At 48.6% G+C, this 18,766-nt stretch carries 34 protein-coding genes; all 34 read left to right on the top strand.

The annotated features are described in order from the left end of the window. The first annotated feature begins 10 nt into the window (after positions 1-10). The 34 genes from rplW (at position 11) to HMPREF0673_RS06420 (ending at position 18,714) form a co-directional block, all read left to right on the top strand. A complete protein-coding gene (rplW, locus tag HMPREF0673_RS06580; RefSeq protein ID WP_007899791.1) occupies positions 11-355 on the top strand; it encodes a 50S ribosomal protein L23 in 345 nt (114 codons plus the stop codon). Between the two features lie 8 nt (positions 356-363). After that, complete coding sequence (gene rplB / locus HMPREF0673_RS06575) at positions 364-1,188, top strand: 50S ribosomal protein L2 (protein ID WP_007899789.1); 825 nt, start codon at positions 364-366, stop codon at positions 1,186-1,188. A gap of 14 nt (positions 1,189-1,202) precedes the next feature. Beyond that, complete coding sequence (gene rpsS, locus HMPREF0673_RS06570; RefSeq protein ID WP_007899787.1) at positions 1,203-1,469, top strand: 30S ribosomal protein S19; 267 nt, start codon at positions 1,203-1,205, stop codon at positions 1,467-1,469. A gap of 35 nt (positions 1,470-1,504) precedes the next feature. Further along, complete coding sequence (gene rplV / locus HMPREF0673_RS06565) at positions 1,505-1,909, top strand: 50S ribosomal protein L22 (protein WP_007899784.1); 405 nt, start codon at positions 1,505-1,507, stop codon at positions 1,907-1,909. Positions 1,910-1,917: 8 nt separating this feature from the next. Next, on the top strand, positions 1,918-2,643 hold the full coding sequence (gene rpsC / locus HMPREF0673_RS06560) for a 30S ribosomal protein S3 (protein ID WP_007899780.1): 726 nt from the start codon (positions 1,918-1,920) through the stop codon (positions 2,641-2,643). A 15-nt stretch (positions 2,644-2,658) separates the two neighbouring features. Next, complete coding sequence (rplP, locus tag HMPREF0673_RS06555; RefSeq protein ID WP_007899778.1) at positions 2,659-3,087, top strand: 50S ribosomal protein L16; 429 nt, start codon at positions 2,659-2,661, stop codon at positions 3,085-3,087. A gap of 3 nt (positions 3,088-3,090) precedes the next feature. Beyond that, positions 3,091-3,285, top strand: coding sequence for a 50S ribosomal protein L29 (gene rpmC / locus HMPREF0673_RS06550; RefSeq protein ID WP_007899775.1), 195 nt, complete (start codon positions 3,091-3,093; stop codon positions 3,283-3,285). Positions 3,286-3,287: 2 nt separating this feature from the next. After that, a complete protein-coding gene (rpsQ, locus tag HMPREF0673_RS06545; protein WP_007899766.1) occupies positions 3,288-3,554 on the top strand; it encodes a 30S ribosomal protein S17 in 267 nt (88 codons plus the stop codon). A 3-nt stretch (positions 3,555-3,557) separates the two neighbouring features. Continuing rightward, on the top strand, positions 3,558-3,923 hold the full coding sequence (gene rplN / locus HMPREF0673_RS06540) for a 50S ribosomal protein L14 (protein WP_007899763.1): 366 nt from the start codon (positions 3,558-3,560) through the stop codon (positions 3,921-3,923). A 22-nt stretch (positions 3,924-3,945) separates the two neighbouring features. After that, entirely contained in the window at positions 3,946-4,266 is a 321-nt protein-coding gene (rplX, locus tag HMPREF0673_RS06535) for a 50S ribosomal protein L24 (protein WP_007899760.1), read from the top strand. After that, on the top strand, positions 4,266-4,820 hold the full coding sequence (rplE, locus tag HMPREF0673_RS06530) for a 50S ribosomal protein L5 (RefSeq protein WP_007899758.1): 555 nt from the start codon (positions 4,266-4,268) through the stop codon (positions 4,818-4,820). The genes rplX and rplE overlap by 1 nt, the downstream gene beginning before the upstream one ends. A 5-nt stretch (positions 4,821-4,825) precedes the next feature. Further along, on the top strand, positions 4,826-5,128 hold the full coding sequence (rpsN, locus tag HMPREF0673_RS06525; protein WP_007899755.1) for a 30S ribosomal protein S14: 303 nt from the start codon (positions 4,826-4,828) through the stop codon (positions 5,126-5,128). A 55-nt stretch (positions 5,129-5,183) separates the two neighbouring features. Next, the gene (rpsH, locus tag HMPREF0673_RS06520; protein WP_007899753.1) at positions 5,184-5,579 is read left to right on the top strand and encodes a 30S ribosomal protein S8; all 396 of its coding nucleotides are present in this window, start codon (positions 5,184-5,186) and stop codon (positions 5,577-5,579) included. Between the two features lie 15 nt (positions 5,580-5,594). After that, positions 5,595-6,161 (top strand): 50S ribosomal protein L6, encoded by a 567-nt coding sequence (gene rplF / locus HMPREF0673_RS06515; RefSeq protein WP_022430509.1) that lies wholly within the window; start codon positions 5,595-5,597, stop codon positions 6,159-6,161. A gap of 22 nt (positions 6,162-6,183) precedes the next feature. Beyond that, complete coding sequence (rplR, locus tag HMPREF0673_RS06510) at positions 6,184-6,528, top strand: 50S ribosomal protein L18 (protein WP_007899747.1); 345 nt, start codon at positions 6,184-6,186, stop codon at positions 6,526-6,528. Between the two features lie 6 nt (positions 6,529-6,534). Further along, complete coding sequence (gene rpsE / locus HMPREF0673_RS06505; RefSeq protein WP_007899743.1) at positions 6,535-7,047, top strand: 30S ribosomal protein S5; 513 nt, start codon at positions 6,535-6,537, stop codon at positions 7,045-7,047. Between the two features lie 12 nt (positions 7,048-7,059). Next, positions 7,060-7,236, top strand: a complete 177-nt coding sequence (gene rpmD / locus HMPREF0673_RS06500) for a 50S ribosomal protein L30 (protein WP_007899740.1) — start codon at positions 7,060-7,062, stop codon at positions 7,234-7,236. Positions 7,237-7,258: 22 nt separating this feature from the next. Further along, positions 7,259-7,705, top strand: a complete 447-nt coding sequence (gene rplO / locus HMPREF0673_RS06495) for a 50S ribosomal protein L15 (protein ID WP_007899735.1) — start codon at positions 7,259-7,261, stop codon at positions 7,703-7,705. A gap of 8 nt (positions 7,706-7,713) precedes the next feature. Further along, entirely contained in the window at positions 7,714-9,051 is a 1,338-nt protein-coding gene (gene secY / locus HMPREF0673_RS06490; protein WP_007899733.1) for a preprotein translocase subunit SecY, read from the top strand. 15 nt (positions 9,052-9,066) lie between these two features. Continuing rightward, positions 9,067-9,855 (top strand): type I methionyl aminopeptidase, encoded by a 789-nt coding sequence (map, locus tag HMPREF0673_RS06485; RefSeq protein ID WP_007899729.1) that lies wholly within the window; start codon positions 9,067-9,069, stop codon positions 9,853-9,855. 70 nt (positions 9,856-9,925) lie between these two features. Further along, complete coding sequence (gene infA, locus HMPREF0673_RS06480; protein WP_004341775.1) at positions 9,926-10,144, top strand: translation initiation factor IF-1; 219 nt, start codon at positions 9,926-9,928, stop codon at positions 10,142-10,144. A gap of 12 nt (positions 10,145-10,156) precedes the next feature. Next, complete coding sequence (ykgO, locus tag HMPREF0673_RS06475; protein WP_007899708.1) at positions 10,157-10,273, top strand: type B 50S ribosomal protein L36; 117 nt, start codon at positions 10,157-10,159, stop codon at positions 10,271-10,273. Between the two features lie 101 nt (positions 10,274-10,374). Then, complete coding sequence (gene rpsM, locus HMPREF0673_RS06470) at positions 10,375-10,755, top strand: 30S ribosomal protein S13 (RefSeq protein WP_007899704.1); 381 nt, start codon at positions 10,375-10,377, stop codon at positions 10,753-10,755. 81 nt (positions 10,756-10,836) lie between these two features. After that, entirely contained in the window at positions 10,837-11,226 is a 390-nt protein-coding gene (gene rpsK / locus HMPREF0673_RS06465) for a 30S ribosomal protein S11 (protein WP_007899701.1), read from the top strand. Between the two features lie 79 nt (positions 11,227-11,305). Further along, positions 11,306-11,911 (top strand): 30S ribosomal protein S4, encoded by a 606-nt coding sequence (gene rpsD / locus HMPREF0673_RS06460; protein ID WP_007899699.1) that lies wholly within the window; start codon positions 11,306-11,308, stop codon positions 11,909-11,911. An 11-nt stretch (positions 11,912-11,922) separates the two neighbouring features. Next, complete coding sequence (locus HMPREF0673_RS06455) at positions 11,923-12,915, top strand: DNA-directed RNA polymerase subunit alpha (RefSeq protein WP_007899697.1); 993 nt, start codon at positions 11,923-11,925, stop codon at positions 12,913-12,915. A gap of 6 nt (positions 12,916-12,921) precedes the next feature. Beyond that, positions 12,922-13,401 carry a 50S ribosomal protein L17 gene (rplQ, locus tag HMPREF0673_RS06450; RefSeq protein ID WP_040596583.1) on the top strand — a complete coding sequence of 160 codons (480 nt, stop codon included), beginning with the start codon at positions 12,922-12,924 and terminating at the stop codon, positions 13,399-13,401. Between the two features lie 167 nt (positions 13,402-13,568). Further along, on the top strand, positions 13,569-13,715 hold the full coding sequence (locus HMPREF0673_RS14220) for a hypothetical protein (protein ID WP_007899694.1): 147 nt from the start codon (positions 13,569-13,571) through the stop codon (positions 13,713-13,715). A gap of 80 nt (positions 13,716-13,795) precedes the next feature. Continuing rightward, positions 13,796-14,725, top strand: coding sequence for a carbohydrate kinase family protein (locus HMPREF0673_RS06445; RefSeq protein ID WP_007899693.1), 930 nt, complete (start codon positions 13,796-13,798; stop codon positions 14,723-14,725). 135 nt (positions 14,726-14,860) lie between these two features. Then, positions 14,861-15,616, top strand: a complete 756-nt coding sequence (gene dapB / locus HMPREF0673_RS06440) for a 4-hydroxy-tetrahydrodipicolinate reductase (protein ID WP_007899691.1) — start codon at positions 14,861-14,863, stop codon at positions 15,614-15,616. Between the two features lie 146 nt (positions 15,617-15,762). Next, on the top strand, positions 15,763-17,223 hold the full coding sequence (locus HMPREF0673_RS06435; protein ID WP_007899689.1) for a S26 family signal peptidase: 1,461 nt from the start codon (positions 15,763-15,765) through the stop codon (positions 17,221-17,223). 158 nt (positions 17,224-17,381) lie between these two features. Further along, a complete protein-coding gene (locus tag HMPREF0673_RS06430; protein ID WP_007899682.1) occupies positions 17,382-17,606 on the top strand; it encodes a hypothetical protein in 225 nt (74 codons plus the stop codon). Positions 17,607-17,749: 143 nt separating this feature from the next. Then, a complete protein-coding gene (locus HMPREF0673_RS06425) occupies positions 17,750-18,316 on the top strand; it encodes a WbqC family protein (protein ID WP_050804958.1) in 567 nt (188 codons plus the stop codon). After that, positions 18,313-18,714: an acyl-CoA thioesterase gene (locus tag HMPREF0673_RS06420; RefSeq protein WP_007899677.1), complete on the top strand. Its 402-nt coding sequence runs from the start codon at positions 18,313-18,315 to the stop codon at positions 18,712-18,714. Before HMPREF0673_RS06425 ends, HMPREF0673_RS06420 begins: the two co-directional genes overlap by 4 nt. Positions 18,715-18,766: the final 52 nt, after the last annotated feature.

The raw sequence follows: 18,766 nt of genomic DNA, 5'->3' as shown, positions 1-18,766 counted from the left end.
GGCAACAGACATGACATTTATCGTAAAACCATTGGTCACTGAGAAGATGACCAAACTGACAGACAAGTCTTCTGTAGCTAAAACATACAAGGTGAAGGGCCAGGAGCGCACAAAGAAGGCAGAAACAAAGTATGGCTTCATCGTGCTTCCGGAGGCAAACAAACTTCAGATTAAGAAGGAGATTGAGACACGCTACAACGTTACTGTTCTTGACGTGAACACAATGGTATACGCTGGCAAGCGCCAGAGCCGTTACACACGCAAGGGTCTCGTGAAGGGACAGAAGAACTCGTTCAAGAAAGCAATCGTTACTCTTAAGGAGGGCGATGTAATTGATTTTTACAGCAATATCTAAAATAAAAAATGGCAGTACGTAAATTTAAACCGGTTACTCCGGGACAAAGACACAAGGTTATTGGCACGTTCGAGGAGATTACTGCATCCGTGCCAGAGAAGTCTCTCGTTTTCGGTAAGCGTTCTACTGGTGGTCGAAACAACACCGGTAAGATGACTGTCCGCTACATGGGCGGCGGCCACAAGAAGAAGTATCGTTTGATCGACTTCAAGCGAGAGAAGGATGGTGTTCCAGCTGTAGTAAAGACAATCGAGTATGATCCGAACCGCTCGGCTCGCATCGCTCTGTTGTTCTATGCAGATGGTGAAAAACGTTACATTATTGCTCCTAACGGACTGGAAGTTGGCGCAAAGCTGATGTCAGGCGCAGAGGCTGCTCCTGAGGTTGGTAACGCTCTTCCGCTCGCAAACATTCCCGTTGGTACTGTGATCCACAACATTGAGTTGCGTCCAGGCCAGGGTGCTCTGCTCGTTCGTTCGGCTGGTAATTTTGCTCAGCTCACTTCTCGTGAAGGCAGTTATTGTGTAATTAAGCTCCCTTCAGGCGAGACTCGTAAGATTCTGAGTGCTTGTAAGGCAACTGTAGGTAGTGTTGGTAACTCTGACCACGCTCTCGAGCAGTCTGGTAAGGCTGGTCGCTCACGTTGGTTGGGACGTCGTCCACACAACCGTGGTGTGGTTATGAACCCTGTTGATCACCCAATGGGTGGTGGCGAAGGCCGTCAGTCTGGTGGACACCCACGTTCACGCAAGGGCTTGTATGCTAAGGGTCTCAAGACACGTGCACCTAAGAAGCAGTCTAACAAGTATATCATCGAAAGAGCTAACAAATAAAACAAGAGTAAATTATGAGTCGTTCATTAAAAAAAGGTCCATATATCAACGTGTCGCTTGAGAAGAAAATTCTCGCCATGAACGAGAGTGGCAAGAAGACTGTTGTCAAGACTTGGGCCAGAGCATCAATGATCTCACCTGACTTCGTGGGACACACTGTTGCAGTTCATAACGGAAACAAATTTATCCCTGTTTACATCACAGAGAACATGGTTGGTCACAAGCTCGGTGAATTCTCTCCGACTCGTCGCTTCGGTGGTCACTCTGGTAACAGAAAGTAAGCGGGTTTAAACCATTTAAAATTAAGAAATAAATAATGGGAGCAAGAAAACATATATCGGCTGAAAAAAGAAAAGAAGCCCGTAAGAACTTGTACTTCGCAAAGCTCAACGGCGTTCCTTCTTCACCACGCAAGATGCGCTACGTTGTAGACATGGTTCGTGGTATGGAGGTTAACCGCGCACTCGGCGTACTCCGCTTCTCTAAGAAGCAGGCTGCTGCTGACGTTGAGAAACTGTTGCGTTCGGCTATTGCAAACTGGGAAGCTAAAAACGACCGCAAGGCTGAGGATGGCGAACTCTTCATCACTAAGGTGTTCGTTGACGAAGGCGTGACAATGAAGCGTATGCGTCCTGCACCGCAGGGTCGCGGATATCGCATCCGCAAGCGCAGCAATCACGTAACACTGTTTGTTGATTCCAAAACTAATGACGAAAAATAATAAGTAGAATGGGACAGAAAGTTAATCCAATAAGCAACCGTCTCGGTATCATCCGCGGATGGGATTCAAATTGGTTCGGTGGAAAGAGTTTCGGTGACAACCTCGTTGAGGACAAGAACATCCGTACTTACCTCAACAAGCGCCTTGAGAAGGCAAGCGTTTCACGCATCGTTATCGAGCGTACACTGAAACTCATCACTATCACAATCTGCACAGCTCGTCCGGGTATCGTCATTGGTAAGGGTGGTCAGGATGTTGATAAGCTCAAGGAAGAGCTCAAGAAGCTCTACAAGAAGGATGTTCAGATTAACATCTTCGAGGTAAAGAAACCTGAGCTTGATGCTAACATCGTTGGTAACAACATCGCTCGTCAGGTAGAGGGTAAGATTGCTTACCGCCGCGCTATCAAGATGGCTATCCAGAACACAATGCGCGCTGGCGCTGAAGGCGTGAAGATCCAGATTACTGGTCGTCTTAACGGCGCTGAAATGGCTCGCAAGGAGATGTTCAAGGAAGGTCGTACCCCGTTGCACACATTCCGTGCAGACATCGATTACTGCCAGGCAGAAGCCCTCACTAAGGTAGGTCTTCTCGGTATCAAGGTTTGGATTTGCCGTGGCGAGGTTTACGGTGATCGTGACCTCACACCTAACTTCTCTCAGGAGAAGCAGAATGGTGGCTCTAACAATGGCCGTGGCAACCGTGGTAATCGTAAGAGAAACAATAACCGTTAAAAGTAGAAGATTATCATGTTACAGCCAAAAAGAGTAAAATATAGAAGACCTCAAGACGGACGTGGCAATAAAGGCAACGCCCACAGAGGCACACAGTTGGCGTTTGGCTCTTTCGGTATCAAGACTCTTGAGCCGAAATGGATCGACAGCCGCCAGATAGAGGCTGCCCGTGTTGCAGTAAACCGTTACATGCAGCGCCAGGGTCAGGTCTGGATTCGTATTTTCCCGGATAAACCAATCACACGTAAGCCTGCTGACGTACGTATGGGTAAGGGTAAGGGTGATCCCGCAGGATGGGTAGCACCAGTTACCCCGGGTCGTATCCTCTTTGAAGTAGAAGGTGTAAGCTTCGATATCGCTAAGGAGGCACTTCGCCTCGCTGCTCAGAAGCTGCCTGTAAAGACAAAGTTTGTTGTAAGACGTGACTACGATAAAAACGCTTAATTTATGAAGATCAAAGAAGTAAGAGAAATGGATGCCAAGACATTGGCAGAAACTAAGGAGAACCTCCAGGAGAAGCTTGCTCAGATGCAGCTCAACCACACCGTTACTCCACTTGAAAATCCATCACAGATTAAGGCAGTTCGTCGTGATATCGCACGCCTCAATACTGAAATCCGCCAGAGAGAACTTAACAAATAACAATGGTCCAGATGGAAACAAGAAATTTAAGAAAAACAAGACAGGGTGTCGTTATTAGCAACAAGATGGATAAAACCATTGTTATCGCCGCTAAGTTCAAGGAGATGCACCCTATTTATGGTAAGTTCGTTCAGAAGACAAAGAAATACCATGCTCACGATGAGAAGAACGAGGCTAATGTAGGCGATACAGTGCTTATCATGGAGACTCGTCCTTTGAGCAAGACAAAGAGATGGAGATTAGTACAAATCGTAGAAAAAGCTAAGTAAAATATGATACAAGCAGAATCAAGACTTACAGTATGTGATAACAGCGGCGCACGCGAGGCTCTCTGCATTCGCGTCCTCGGAGGTACACGCCGTCGTTACGCAAGCGTAGGAGACGTTATTGTCGTTGCTGTCAAGAACGTTATCCCATCAAGTGATTTGAAGAAGGGTGCGGTATCTAAGGCTTTGATCGTTCGCACAAAGAAGGAAATCCGTCGTGCTGACGGCTCTTACATCCGCTTTGACGACAACGCATGTGTACTGCTCAACAACGCAGGTGAGCTCCGTGGTAGCCGTATCTTCGGCCCGGTTGCTCGTGAATTGCGTGCAGTGAATATGAAGGTCGTTTCTTTGGCACCTGAGGTTCTTTAATATTTAAAAACGCAAACAAGTAATGGGTAAGTTACATATTAAGAAAAATGACACAGTCGTTGTCCTTGCCGGTGAGGATAAGGGCAAGACTGGTAAGGTGCTCAAAGTGCTGGTTGAGAAGAACCGCGCACTCGTTGAAGGTGTGAACATGGTTTCAAAGAGCACCAAGCCTTCTGCTAAGAACCCTCAGGGTGGTATCGTTAAGCAGGAAGCTCCGATTCACATCTCTAACCTCAGCCTTGTTGACCCGAAGAGTGGCAAGGCTACTCGCGTAGGCATCAAGGTTACCGAGGATGGTAAGAAAGTACGCATCGCTAAAAAGTCAGGGGAGGAAATCAAGTAATGGATACAGCACAGTTAAAGAAATTCTATGCAGAGAGCATCGCTCCTGCACTGAAGGAGCAGTTCAACTACTCTTCGTCAATGCAGATTCCAGTTCTGAAGAAGATTGTCATCAACCAGGGTCTGGGCGACGCTACTCAGGACAAGAAGATTATCGACGTTGCAATCAACGAGATTTCTACTATCGCAGGTCAGAAGGCAGTAGCTACATATTCTAAGAAGGATATCGCTAACTTCAAGCTTCGTAAGAAGATGCCTATCGGCGTTATGGTAACTCTCCGTCGTGAGCGCATGTACGAGTTCCTCGAGAAGCTCGTTCGTATCGCACTTCCCCGTATCCGCGACTTCAAGGGCATCGAGAGCAAGTTCGACGGCCGTGGTAACTATACACTGGGTATTCAGGAGCAGATTATCTTCCCTGAAATCAACATCGACCAGATCGACCGCATCCAGGGTATGAATATCACATTCGTGACCTCTGCCAACACCGACGAAGAGGGCTACGCTCTCCTCAAGGCATTCGGTCTTCCATTTAAAAACGCTAAAAACGATTAAGCAATATGGCAAAAGAATCAATGAAGGCTCGTGAGGTAAAGCGTGCCAAACTCGTTGCTCGCTATGCTGAGAAGCGTGCTGCTCTGAAGAAGGTAATCGCTACAACTGAGGATCCTTCTGAGGCTTACGAAGCTGCCCGCAAGTTGCAGGCTATTCCTAAGAATGCAAACCCAATCCGTCTGCACAACCGCTGCAAGATTACAGGCCGTCCAAAGGGATATATCCGTCAGTTCGGTCTCTCTCGTATCCAGTTCCGCGAGATGGCTTCACAGGGTCTCATTCCTGGAGTAAAGAAAGCAAGCTGGTAATTTTTTTCTTTAATATTGTCGGGGTAGTCCCGATTAATTAAACTTTTTATATAAAATGACAGATCCAATAGCAGATTTTCTGACAAGACTCAGAAACGCAATCATGGCTCATCACCGTGTCGTAGAGGTTCCTGCGTCTAACTTGAAGAAAGAGATCACAAAGATCCTCTTCGAGAAGGGCTACATCCTCAATTACAAGTTCGTAGAGGACGGTCCTCAGGGTACAATCAAAGTTGCTTTGAAGTACGACCCTGCAACCAAAACAAACGCTATCACATCGCTGAAGCGTGTTTCTACTCCTGGTCTCCGCAAGTATGTCGGATACAAGGATATGCCGAGAGTTATTAACGGATTGGGTATCGCAATCCTCTCTACTTCTAAGGGCGTAATGACCGACAAGGAAGCTTCTGCCCAGAAGATTGGTGGTGAGGTTCTTTGCTATGTTTATTAATTGGAGGATTTGAATATGTCAAGAATAGGTAAATTACCAATTAGTATCCCAGCAGGTGTTACAGTAACACTCAACAACGGAGTAGTAAATGTTAAGGGTCCTAAGGGCGAGCTCTCACAGAAGGTAGACCCGTCAATCATCGTTAAGATTGAGGACGGTCACGTAACTTTCGAGGTAGACGAGAATAGCCCTGTTAACTACAAGCAGAAGTCAGCTTTCCACGGTCTCTACCGTTCACTCGTTAACAACATGGTTGTTGGCGTAAGCGAAGGCTACAAGAAGGTACTCGAGCTTGTCGGAGTCGGTTATCGTGTTTCAAACCAGGGAAACCTTATCGAGTTCTCCCTCGGTTATACTCACCCTATCTTTATCGAGCTTCCTGCAGAGGTTAAGGTAGAGTCTAAGAGCGAGAGAAACCAGAACCCTATCCTCACTTTGGAGTCTTGCGACAAGCAGTTGCTCGGACTCATTTGTGCAAAAATTCGTTCTTTCCGCAAGCCTGAGCCTTACAAGGGCAAAGGTATCTTGTTCCAAGGCGAAGTTATCCGCAGAAAGTCTGGTAAGACAGCTTCAGCTAAGTAACATTCTTAATTTTTTTAGGATTATGACAACAAAGAAAGTAGAAAGACGAATTAAAATTAAATATAGAGTTCGTAAGCGTATCAGCGGTACTGCAGAGCGCCCTCGTCTTAGCGTTTTCCGTAGCAACAAGCAGATTTACGCACAGGTTATCAACGACTTGACTGGAACAACACTTGCTTCAGCTTCTTCACTCGGTCTCGAGAAAATGCCTAAGAAGGAGCAGGCTGCTAAGGTTGGTGAGCTCGTAGCTGCCAACGCAATCGCTGCTGGTGTTTCAGCTGTAGTTTTCGACCGTAATGGTTATCTTTATCACGGACGTGTTAAGGAGCTCGCTGATGCAGCTCGTAACGGTGGTCTCAAATTCTAAACGATTATGGCAATGAATAAAGTAAAAGTTTTTAATGACGTTGATTTGAAGGACCGCCTCGTGGCTATCAACCGTGTAACTAAGGTTACTAAGGGTGGTCGTACATTTACATTCGCTGCCATCGTTGTTGTTGGTGACGGCAAGGGTGTTATCGGCTACGGTCTCGGTAAGGCTGGCGAAGTTACAGCAGCTATCGCTAAGGGCGTAGAGGCTGCAAAGAAGAACCTCGTTAAGGTTCCGGTGCTTAAGGGCACTATCCCTCACGAGGTTGAAGCTCGCTTCGGCGGTGCTCAGGTGTTTATGCGTCCGGCTGCTGCCGGTACTGGTCTCGTAGCCGGTGGTGCTATGCGTGCCGTACTTGATAGCGTAGGCGTTACAGACATCCTCGCTAAGTCAAAGGGTTCTTCTAATCCTCACAACCTTGTGAAAGCAACAATCGAGGCTTTGTCACAGCTTCGTGACGCTTACACTATCGCAGGTGTACGCGGCATCAGCATGGATAGAGTATTTAACGGATAAGGAGGATAAACAATGGCAACAATAAAAGTAAAGCAGATTAAGAGCAAAATCGGTTATCCGAAGGATCAGAAGGCAACACTTCAGGCTCTTGGACTCCGCAAGATCTCTCAGGTTGTTGAGGTTGAGGATACTCCTAGTGCACGTGGAATGATTCGCAAGGTTCACCACTTGGTAACTGTAGTTGATTAATTAAATCTTAAAAGAACGAATTATGAAATTAAATAATTTAAAGCCTGCTGCAGGTTCCACACATTCACGTCGTCGTATCGGTCGTGGTCCAGGTTCTGGTCTTGGCGGTACTTCTACACGTGGACACAAGGGTGCTAAGGCACGTTCAGGTTACAAGAGAAAGATTGGTTTCGAAGGTGGACAGATGCCGTTGCAGCGTCGAGTACCGAAGGCTGGTTTCAAGAATATCAACCACAAGGAATACTTCGCTGTAAACCTCTCTACACTCCAGAAGCTTGCTGAGGCAAAGAACCTCACAGTAATCGGAATCGAGGAACTGAAGGCTGCTCACCTCACCAACGGCAAGGAACTCGTTAAGGTTCTTGGCAATGGCGAGCTCACAGCTAAGCTTGAGGTTAAGGCTCATGCATTCTCTAAGACAGCCGAGGAAGCAATCAAGGCTGTCGGAGGTAACACAACTATTATCTAATAAAGTAGATGAAAAAGTTTATTGAGACACTAAAGAACTGTTGGAGAATTGAGGATTTGCGTCAGCGACTCCTCATTACTCTGCTGTTTACGGCTATCTACCGTTTCGGCTCGTTTGTGGTGCTTCCTGGCATCAATCCGGGTATGTTGGACAAACTTCAGTCGCAGACATCGGGCGGACTTATGTCACTGCTCGACATGTTCTCTGGTGGTGCATTTTCCAATGCGTCTATCTTTGCGCTTGGAATCATGCCATACATCTCAGCTTCTATTGTCATGCAGCTTTTGGCAGTGGCAGTGCCTTACTTCCAGAAGATGCAGCGCGAAGGCGAAAGCGGTCGTAAGAAGATAACTTGGTACACACGAATACTCACAGTATTCATCCTTTTGTTCCAGGCTCCTTCTTACCTGCTTAACCTTAAGGCGCAGGCTGCAGCAGCCCTGTCGTCAGGTATCTCATGGACAATGTTCATGATTCCTGCAACGATTATCCTTGCAGCAGGCAGTATGTTTATACTGTGGCTTGGTGAGCGTATCACTGACAAGGGAGTTGGAAATGGTATCTCAATGATCATCATGATTGGTATCATCGCACGTCTGCCACAGGCTTTCGTGCAGGAACTGGGCTCACGATTCACAGCTATCTCAAGCGGTGGACTTGTGATGTTCATCATAGAGATCTTGGTTCTGTACGCAGTAATCTGTGCTTCAATCATGCTGGTTCAGGGTACCCGCAAAATCCCAGTACAGTACGCCAAGCGTCTCGTGGGTAATAAGCAGTATGGCGGCGCTCGCCAGTACATACCTCTGAAATTGTTCGCAGCCAACGTAATGCCTATCATCTTTGCTCAGGCTTTGATGTTCATTCCATTGGCTTTCGTACGCTACCAGAGCGATGGTGCCTCGTCTTGGGCAACAGCCCTCATGGACAACCGCAGTCTTCTCTACAACGTCATCTATGTTACGCTGATTGTCGCATTCACATACTTCTATACGGCGATCACACTCAATCCGACACAGATGGCTGAGGACATGAAACGCAATAATGGCTTTATTCCTGGCATCAAGCCGGGAAAGGACACCGCAGAATACATCGAGACAATTATGTCACGACTCACATTCCCTGGCTCGTTCTTCATTGCTTTCATTGCTGTAATGCCTGCACTCGCAGGACTGCTCAATGTTCAGCAGGCTTTCTCTCAGTTCTTCGGTGGAACATCACTTCTCATTCTTGTAGGTGTTGTTATCGACACACTCCAGCAGATTGAGAGCCACATGTTGATGCGTCACTACGATGGACTGCTCAACTCAGGACGTACACGTAACGGTGCTGTTTCTGCGTATTGATTTTCCTCTTAAGAAATGAAAATATTTCTAAAGACAGAAGATGAAATTGAGCTGATGCGCAATGCAAACCATTTAGTTGGTGAAACGCTTGCAGAATTAGCCAAACATATTAAACCAGGCGTGACGACCCTCCAACTGGATAGGATAGCGGAGGAATTTATCCGTGACCACGGAGCCGTTCCTACTTTCAAAAACTTTCCCAATCCTTTTGGAGGGCCGTTTCCCGCAAGTATTTGCACCTCTGTCAACAACGTTGTTGTTCATGGAATACCCGATGAAAAAACAATTTTACACGACGGAGATATCATTTCTGTAGATTGTGGCACACTTCTTGCAGGTTACAATGGAGATAGTGCTTACACCTTTTGTGTCGGAAACGTCCGTCAAGATGTCAGAGATTTACTGACAGTGACACGACAATCCTTATATAAAGGCATAGAAATGGCAGTTGCAGGAAATCATGTCGGTGATATTGGTGATGCAATCCAATCTTTTTGTGAAGCCCACGGCTATGGAGTAGTGAGGGAACTCACTGGACATGGTATAGGGCGTGAGATGCATGAGGATCCACAAGTTCCAAATTATGGTAGGCGTGGAAACGGAGTGATGCTGAAAGAAGGTATGTGTATCGCTATTGAACCTATGATTACTATGGGCGACAGAAGAATAGGGCTTCTGCCTGACCGTTGGGGTATTGTTACTCGCGACGGAAAGCCAGCGGCGCATTTCGAGCATACCATCGTAGTAAGACGTGGTAAGGCTGAGATACTGTCTACGTTTGATTTAATTGAAAATCCTCAGTAGTTTTGAGTTACTATGTAATAAGGTAATTTGTAAGAGGGAAGTCGAATTCTAAAACAGAATATAACAATTTATGGCAAAACAATCCGCTATAGAGCAAGACGGCACAATCGTGGAGTCACTGTCAAATGCAATGTTTAGAGTCGAACTTGAGAATGGCGTGCAGATTATTGCTCACATTTCAGGTAAGATGCGAATGCATTACATCAAAATCCTGCCCGGCGACAAAGTAAAAGTCGAGATGAGTCCGTACGACTTGACTAAGGGCAGAATCGTTTTCAGATACAAGTAACAATTTAAAGATATGAAAACAAGAGCATCATTAAAGAAACGTACACCCGACTGCAAGATCGTACGTCGTAAAGGTCGTCTGTTCGTTATCAACAAGAAGAACCCTAAGTTCAAGATGCGTCAGGGTTAATCATGGCGCAGGGTTGTAGGGCATGAACTTGAGAAAGTCGGGTCCTGCTTCTCACTAAAAGAATTAATTAAATTAATCAATTAAATTTTTATTTTTAACAAATGGCAATAAGAATTGTTGGAGTAGATTTGCCCCAGAACAAGCGTGGCGAAATCGCATTGACCTATATCTATGGTATCGGTCGAAGTAGTTCAGCAAAGATATTGGACAAAGCCGGCGTTAGCCGCGACCTGAAGGTTTGCGATTGGAACGACGACCAGGCTGCCAAGATCCGTGAAATTATCGGCGCTGAATTCAAGGTTGAAGGTGATCTCCGTTCAGAGATCCAGATGAATATCAAGCGACTGATGGATATTGGTTGCTATCGTGGAGTTCGTCATCGTAACGGTCTTCCTGTTCGCGGTCAGAGCACAAAGAACAATGCCCGTACTCGTAAGGGAAAGAAGAAGACTGTTGCTAATAAGAAGAAGGCTACAAAGTAAAATTTAGTTGAAAGCAAAGTCCAGGCAGGCCAGCGATTGGTCGGCAGACTTTTAACTTTTAACTTTTAACTAAAAACAATTATGGCAAAGAAAACAGCAACAACTAAGAAAAGAAATGTAAAGGTTGACGCTATCGGACAGCTTCACGTTCACAGTTCGTTCAACAACATCATTGTATCTTTAGCAAATAGCGAGGGACAGGTAATTTCATGGTCATCTGCAGGTAAGATGGGTTTCCGTGGTTCTAAGAAGAACACACCGTACGCAGCTCAGATGGCAGCAGAGGACTGCGGCAAGGTAGCATTCGACCTTGGTCTGCGTAAGGTTAAGGCTTACGTTAAGGGTCCGGGTAATGGTCGTGAGTCAGCAATCCGTGGCGTACACAGCTGCGGTATCGAGGTTATGGAGATTGTAGATGTTACTCCGCTTCCTCACAATGGCTGTCGTCCTCCGAAGCGTCGTAAGGTCTAACATTCCCTTTGCAGGTTTCTTTTTTTTTGAAACCTGCATACAATAAAGATACAAACAACAATAAAGTATATAATTTATTATGGCAAGATATACAGGTCCGAAATCTAAAATTGCACGCCGTTTTGGTGAACCCATCTTCGGTGCTGACAAAGTTTTGTCCAAGAGAAACTTCCCTCCTGGACAGCATGGCAACAATCGTCGCAGAAAGCAGTCTGAGTACGCTGTCATGTTGGCAGAGAAGCAAAAGGCTAAGTACACATATGGTGTACTCGAGCGCCAGTTCCGTAACATGTTCGAGAAGGCAGCTAAGGCAGCTGGTATTACTGGTGAGGTATTGCTCCAGAATCTCGAGAGCCGTCTTGACAACGTAGTATTCCGTTTGGGTATTGCTCCGACACGTGCTGCTGCTCGTCAGCTTGTTAGCCACAAGCACATCACAGTTGACGGCAAGGTAGTGAACATTCCTTCATTCTCAGTAAAGGCAGGCATGGTTGTAGGTGTTCGCGAGAAGTCTAAGTCTCTCGAGGTAATCGAGGCTGCTCTCGCTGGTTACAACCACAGCAAGTTCCCATGGATTGAGTGGGATCAGACCACAAAGAGTGGTAAGTTCCTCCACAAGCCGGAGCGTGCTGACATTCCAGAGAACATTAAGGAACAGTTAATCGTTGAGTTGTACTCTAAATAATCATTAAATTAATGGCGATATTAGCATTTCAAAAACCTGACAAAGTTGTAATGTTGGATTCCAACGACAAGTTCGGCAAGTTCGAATTCCGTCCGTTGGAGCCAGGATTCGGTGTTACCATTGGTAACTCCCTGCGCCGCATTCTTCTTTCGTCGCTTGAGGGCTACGCAATCAACACCATCAAGATTGGTGGTGTTGAGCATGAGTTCTCATCTGTACCCGGCGTAAAGGAGGATGTAACTAACATTATCTTGAATTTGAAGCAAGTAAGATTCAAGCAAGTAGTAGAAGAATTCGAGAACGAAAAAGTTAGTATTACCGTTGAGAATTCGACAGAGTTCAAGGCTGGTGATATAGGCAAGTATCTGACTGGATTTGAAGTGTTAAACCCTGATTTGGTGATTTGTCATTTAGATGTCAAAGCTTCAATGCAGATAGATCTTACTATCAACAAGGGTCGTGGCTATGTCACAGCCGATGAGAACAGAGCGTTCTGCACTGATGTCAACGTAATTCCAATCGATTCTATCTACACCCCAATCCGTAACGTGAAGTACGCAGTAGAGCCTTATCGTGTTGAGCAGAAGACCGACTATGATAAGCTCGTGCTCGAAGTCACAACGGACGGTTCTATTCACCCGAAGGACGCACTCAAGGAAGCTGCTAAGATACTGATTCAGCACTTCATGCTCTTCAGCGACGAGAAGATAACTCTCGAGAGCCCTGAGCACGAAAGCAATCAGGAGTTCGACGAGGAAGTTCTCCACATGCGCCAGCTCCTCAAGACCAAGCTCACCGACATGAATCTCTCTGTTCGTGCGCTTAACTGCTTGAAGGCTGCAGATGTTGAAACTCTCGGCGACCTCGTACAGTACAACAAGACAGACCTCCTTAAGTTCCGCAACTTCGGTAAGAAATCGCTCTCTGAGCTTGATGATTTGCTCTTGAGTCTGAATCTGTCGTTTGGAACCGACATTTCTCAATACAAATTAGATAAAGAATAAAACAAAATGAGACACAATAAGAAATTCAACCACTTAGGTCGTACTGCATCTCACCGTAACGCTATGCTCGCAAACATGGCTATCTCGCTGATTATGCACAAAAGAATCACTACGACCCTCGCAAAGGCTAAGGCTTTGAAGATGTATGTAGAGCCGCTGATTACACGCTGCAAGGACGACAGCACAAACTCTCGTCGTGTAGTATTCAGCTACCTCCAGAACAAGTACGCTCTTAAGGAGCTTTTCAGCACTGTTGCTGAGAAGGTAGGCGACCGTCCTGGTGGCTACACACGCGTTATCAAGCTCGGCACACGTAAGGGTGACGCTGCTCAGATCGCATTCATCGAGCTCGTAGACTTCGACGAGAACATGGCTAAGACTGCTAAGGCTGCTAAGAAGACACGCCGTAGCCGCAAGTCAACTGCTGAGGCAACTGAGGCACCTGCTACAGAGGCTGTTCAGGCAGAGGAGCCGAAGGCTGAATAATCGATGCAAATCGCTTTATCTTAATATTAAGCCTGTTGACCGCAAGGTTAGCAGGCTTTTTATTTAGATGTTTGTTTCGCACAATCATTAAAACCTATCAAATCTGTGAATAAGAAATATCCCCCCCCCCAACAACAATTTTCATTGAAATAGGAACTTTGCCAATATTGGCTGGTTCTGATCCTACTCCGTCGGTCAATGTTATCAATGAACAGGATGCCACGAATGTGGACTTTAAGAATAGATACATGAACGATGGCTCAAATGAAGAGATGCGTTCGCCAGAGCGTATCTATTTCGACAACTGGGATTAGTCTACGTAGTTGTAGTTAATGCTTCTTTGTTGTTTATGTTAGTGTAAGCAACTCCATATATCATATTTAGAGACAATAATATGCGCAAAGTAATAGGAATAGGCGAGACCCTTCTCGACATTATTTTCAAAGACAACAAACCTGTAGAAGCAGTGCCAGGCGGTTCAACGTTCAACGCCATTGTGTCGCTTGGTCGTGTGGGAGCCGATGCGCTCTTTGTCACCGAGACTGGCGATGACCATGTGGGTGCTCTTGTTCGCTCGTTCCTCTCGTCGAACAATGTCTGCACCGATTATGTGTTAGAACGTAAGGGTTGGAAGTCGCCCGTGTCGTTGGCTTTCCTCGATAGCGACAACAACGCCAATTACACATTCTATCGCGACCCCAATGCCGACCCCGTCGATATACCATTGCCCGATATCAATCCGGATGATATCGTGCTCTTTGGTTCGTTTTACGCCGTTAGTCCTGCCACTCGTGCGCGGGTCATAGCGTTGCTTGAGCGTGCCCGCGATTGTGGCGCAATAATATATTACGATGTCAACTTCCGTCCGTCGCATCGTGGCGATGTGATGAAGGTGACCCCCAACCTCATTGAGAACCTCGAGTTCGCCGATATCGTGCGTGGCTCTCGCGACGACTTCGAGGTGCTTTACAAGAAGGATTCCGCCGAGCGTGTCTACCGTGCCGAGACCTCCTTCTACTGTCCTCGACTCGTCTACACCGACGGCCCTCGTCCCGTGACGGTGTTCTCCGACGGTGGCTTCCGCAAGGAGTACGCCATGCCCGAGACACCTACCGTGAGCACTATTGGCGCCGGCGACAATTTCAACGCCGGACTCATCTGCGCCATGCTTCGCTACGACATCCGTCGTGCTGACATTGAGCGCGGTCTTACCGAAGCGGAGTGGTCGAAGCTTATTGAGAGTGCGACGGCGTTCTCTGCCGACTGCTGTGCAGGAATATACAACTATGTGTCGAAGGAGTTCGGTGCAAGTCACAGTCTATAGAAGAGTAGCAGCGTTGTTGTAGTATTACTATAGCAACGCTTTTTCTATTATAAAACCCTAAAATTTAGTCATACATTGCGGTTACTCCATCTTTTTCTGTAACTTTGCATAATTGCAATCGTAAACATAACGACAATGAATATAGCACTTATAGGCTACGGCAAGATGGGACACATGATAGAGTCAATCTGCAAGGAGCGTGGCCACAATATTGTGAGTATCATAGATGTAGATAACCAGGACGACTTTGAGTCGGCAGCCTTTGCTTCTGCCGACGTAGCTATAGAGTTCACGTCGCCAACAGCTGCCTACTCCAACTATCTGCGTGCCTGGAAAGCAGGCGTGAAGGTGGTAAGTGGCTCTACGGGTTGGATGAAGGACCACGGCGACGATGTGCGCCGCGCCTGCACCGAGGAGGGCAAGACTCTCTTCTGGGCTTCCAACTTCTCTATTGGCGTAGCTATCTTTTCAGCCGTAAACCGCTATCTGGCTAAGATAATGAACCAGTTCTGCCAGTACGACGTGCGCATGAGCGAGACCCACCACGTGCATAAACTCGATGCTCCGTCGGGCACTGCCATCACCCTCGCCGAAGAGATTATCGCCGACCTCGACCGCAAGACCTCTTGGGTGAAGGGCGAGCAGCATCTTGCCGACGGCACGGTGGAGGGCACCAACAATGCTGCACCAGACCAGCTCCCCATCGAGAGCATCCGCCGCGACGAGGTGCCGGGCATCCACACCATCTGCTACGACTCTGACGCCGACTCGATAACAATCACCCATGACGCCCACTCGCGCAAGGGATTCGCACTCGGTGCGGTGCTCGCTGCCGAGTACACCAAGGAGCACGAGGGACTGCTCACCACAAAGGATTTGTTCAAGTTCTAACATAGGAGGGTATGGCATCCCTGCCATACCCACTGATTTGCTTCCGCACCCTTACATCCTTTAGCATAAGGCGGCGTGGGTATGGCAGGATGCCATACCCTCCTAAAGAATACTAATCGGAGCTTAGCTCCTAACCATTCAATACAATGACCGAAAAAGAAAAGAAAGCCCTCAACCCGAAGGTGCAGTGGGCTAAGTGTATTGCCGTTGTTGTGGCATATCTGCTCTTCCTCTATTGGGTGAAGAGCTGGTGGGGACTCATCGTCCTGCCGTTCATATTTGATGTCTACATCACCAAGAAGATCAACTGGCAATGGTGGCGCGACTCAGAGAACCGCGTCACGGCAGCCATCATGCCGTGGGTCGACGCCCTTGTGTTCGCCCTCGTAGCCGTTTACTTCATCAACATCTACTTCTTCCAGAACTACGTCATCCCGTCGTCGTCGCTTGAGAAGTCGCTGCTCGTAGGTGATTACCTCTTCGTGTCGAAGGTGAGCTACGGCCCGCGCAAGCCACAGACCCCACTTACGTTGCCGCTGACGCAACACACGCTGCCCGTTGTCGACTGCGACTCGTACATCGAGTGGCCGCAGTGGGGCTACGAGCGCGCCAAGGGACTGGGCAAGGTGCAGCTCAACGACATCGTAGTGTTCAACTACCCAGCTGGCGACACCGTGCTCACCGCGCCCAAGTACTGGGGCCGCGACTTCTACGCCATCGCCTACGGAGCCGGCGAGCAGGAGTGGGCTGAGAAGCACAACGGCGAGATACCTTATTTCGCCACAAAGCAGCAGCAGTACGACTTCTTTGCGAAGCTCTACGCCGCAGGCCGCAAGCTTATCGACCAGAACCCCTCCGAGTTCGGCACGATAAAGACACGCCCCGTCGACCGCCGCGAGAACTACGTGAAGCGCTGCGTGGGTCTGCCCGGTCAGACTCTGCAGATAAAGAACCGCATCATCTACCTCGACGGCAAGCCGAACAAGGAGCCCGACAACGTGCAGTACAGCTACCACGTGAAGCTGCGCGCGCAGCTGCCGCTCGAACTCATCGACGAGCTTGGCATCTCCAGCGAGGACATCGCTTCGCTCAACATGTACGGCTACCTGCCGCTCACCAACGCTTCCGTGAAGGCACTGCGTGCACGCAAGGATGTGGTGGAGAGCGTCACACCAGTGACCGATGCCGACAACCTGGCTGACGTATGGAGCACCTATCCGCTCAACGGCAACAAGCGTTGGACACGTGACAACTACGGACCGATTTGGATTCCGAAGCGCGGCGCTACGCTCACGCTCACTATGGACAACATCGCCGTCTACGAGCGCCCGATACGCGTGTACGAGGGCAACGACCTGCAGGTGAAGAACGGAAAGATATACATCAACGGCAAGCAGACCAACAAGTACACCTTCCGCATGGACTACTACTGGATGCAGGGCGACAACCGCCACAATTCTGCCGACTCGCGCTACTGGGGCTTCGTGCCCGAAGACCACATCGTGGGCAAGCCGATATTCATCTGGTGGTCAAGCGACCCCGACCACACCGGTACTGCCGGCATCCGCTGGAGCCGTCTCTTCCGCTTCGTCGACAATATCAAGTAGTTTCTTAGGAGGGTATGGCATCCTGCCATACCCACTCTGCCTTGTTGTTGGCAGGTTGCGTGGGTATAGCAGGATGCTATACCCTCCTATAGATAGTCCGACTTCTCATTTTCCGAGTTTTGCCTCCTCATATTTAAACCCTATAATACACAACTATTATGGCAGTAAGCAAAATAGCAGTGAGAAAGACCGTCGAGTTCCTTCTCTATATCGTTATGTTCATGGTGTATATGGGCATCGCCTATCTGTTCGGATACGATATGTATAGCTTCGAGAGCAATTGGGCTTTGTTCGTCTATTACCTCGTGCTAAACTTCCTTGCCGGCGTCACCGTGAGCTGCGCGCTTTCGCTTTGGAGCAAGCGCAATAAACGCAGATCGTAGGGCTGTATATCCAATCACTAACACGACCATTCAGACAGATGTCAACAAACATTGAGCAACCCACTCCCCACACCGCTGCCGAAGGGCATGATGGCGCGGCTACCTGCCTGCTCTCCTCCGCCTACTTCCCGCCCGTGCAGTGGATGCAGAAGCTTCACCGCTACGAGCGTGTCGTCGTGGAGCGTTGCGACAACTTCACGAAGCAGACCTACCGCAACCGCTGCCTGATAGCCACGGCTAACGGCGTGCAGGCGCTCACCGTGCCCATCGAACGCTACGACGGCGCAAAGTGCCCCATGCGCGACATACGCATCTCCGACCACGGCGAGTGGCGCCACCTCCATTGGAACGCCATCGTGTCTGCCTACGGCGAGTCGCCGTTCTTCATGTACTACGCCGACGACCTGCGTCCGTTCTTCGAGCGCCGCTGGGAGTTTCTCTTCGACTTCAACATGGAGATAACCGCCAAGCTCTGCGAGCTGCTCGACGTGCGTCCGAATATCAGCGTCTCGGATGAGTACATGGATGCCGCTGCGGTGGGTGCCGACGACTTCCGCGACGCCATCCGCCCGAAGCATCCGCTGCCCGACGCAGCGTTCACGCCGCGCGAGTATTATCAAGTTCATGCCCTGCGCCAGGGCTTCCAACCCAACATGTCGGCTCTCGACCTGCTCTGCAACGAGGGTCCAGAAGGAATATTCTATTTATGAAACCGAACTATATCTTTGAAACAGAAATGGAGGTTCGCGACTACGAGTGCGACATCCAGGGCATCGTTAACAATGCCAACTACCTCCACTACACCGAGCACACGCGCCATCTCTACCTCACGTCGCTCGGCGTGAGCTTCGCGCGCCTTCACGAGAAGGGCGTCGACGCCGTAGTGGCTCGCATGAACCTGCAGTACAAGACGCCGCTGCGCTGCGACGATGTCTTCATCTCGAAGCTCGGCGTGCGCAAGGAGGGTCTGCGCTACATCTTCGACCACGCTATCCACCGCAAGTCGGACGGTCGCCTCTGCTTCCTCGCCACCGTAGAGCTCGTGAGTCTTATCAACGGCAAACTCGGCGTAAGCGAGGACTACGACCGCGCATTTGGCTTTGCCTAAGGAGGCGCTAAGGGGGCACACACTAAGGGGGTGCACTTGTCTCAAGTGCACC

The organism is Leyella stercorea DSM 18206 (genome assembly GCF_000235885.1).
Classification (GTDB): domain Bacteria; phylum Bacteroidota; class Bacteroidia; order Bacteroidales; family Bacteroidaceae; genus Prevotella; species Prevotella stercorea.
This window is presented reverse-complemented; position numbering and strand designations above follow the sequence as displayed.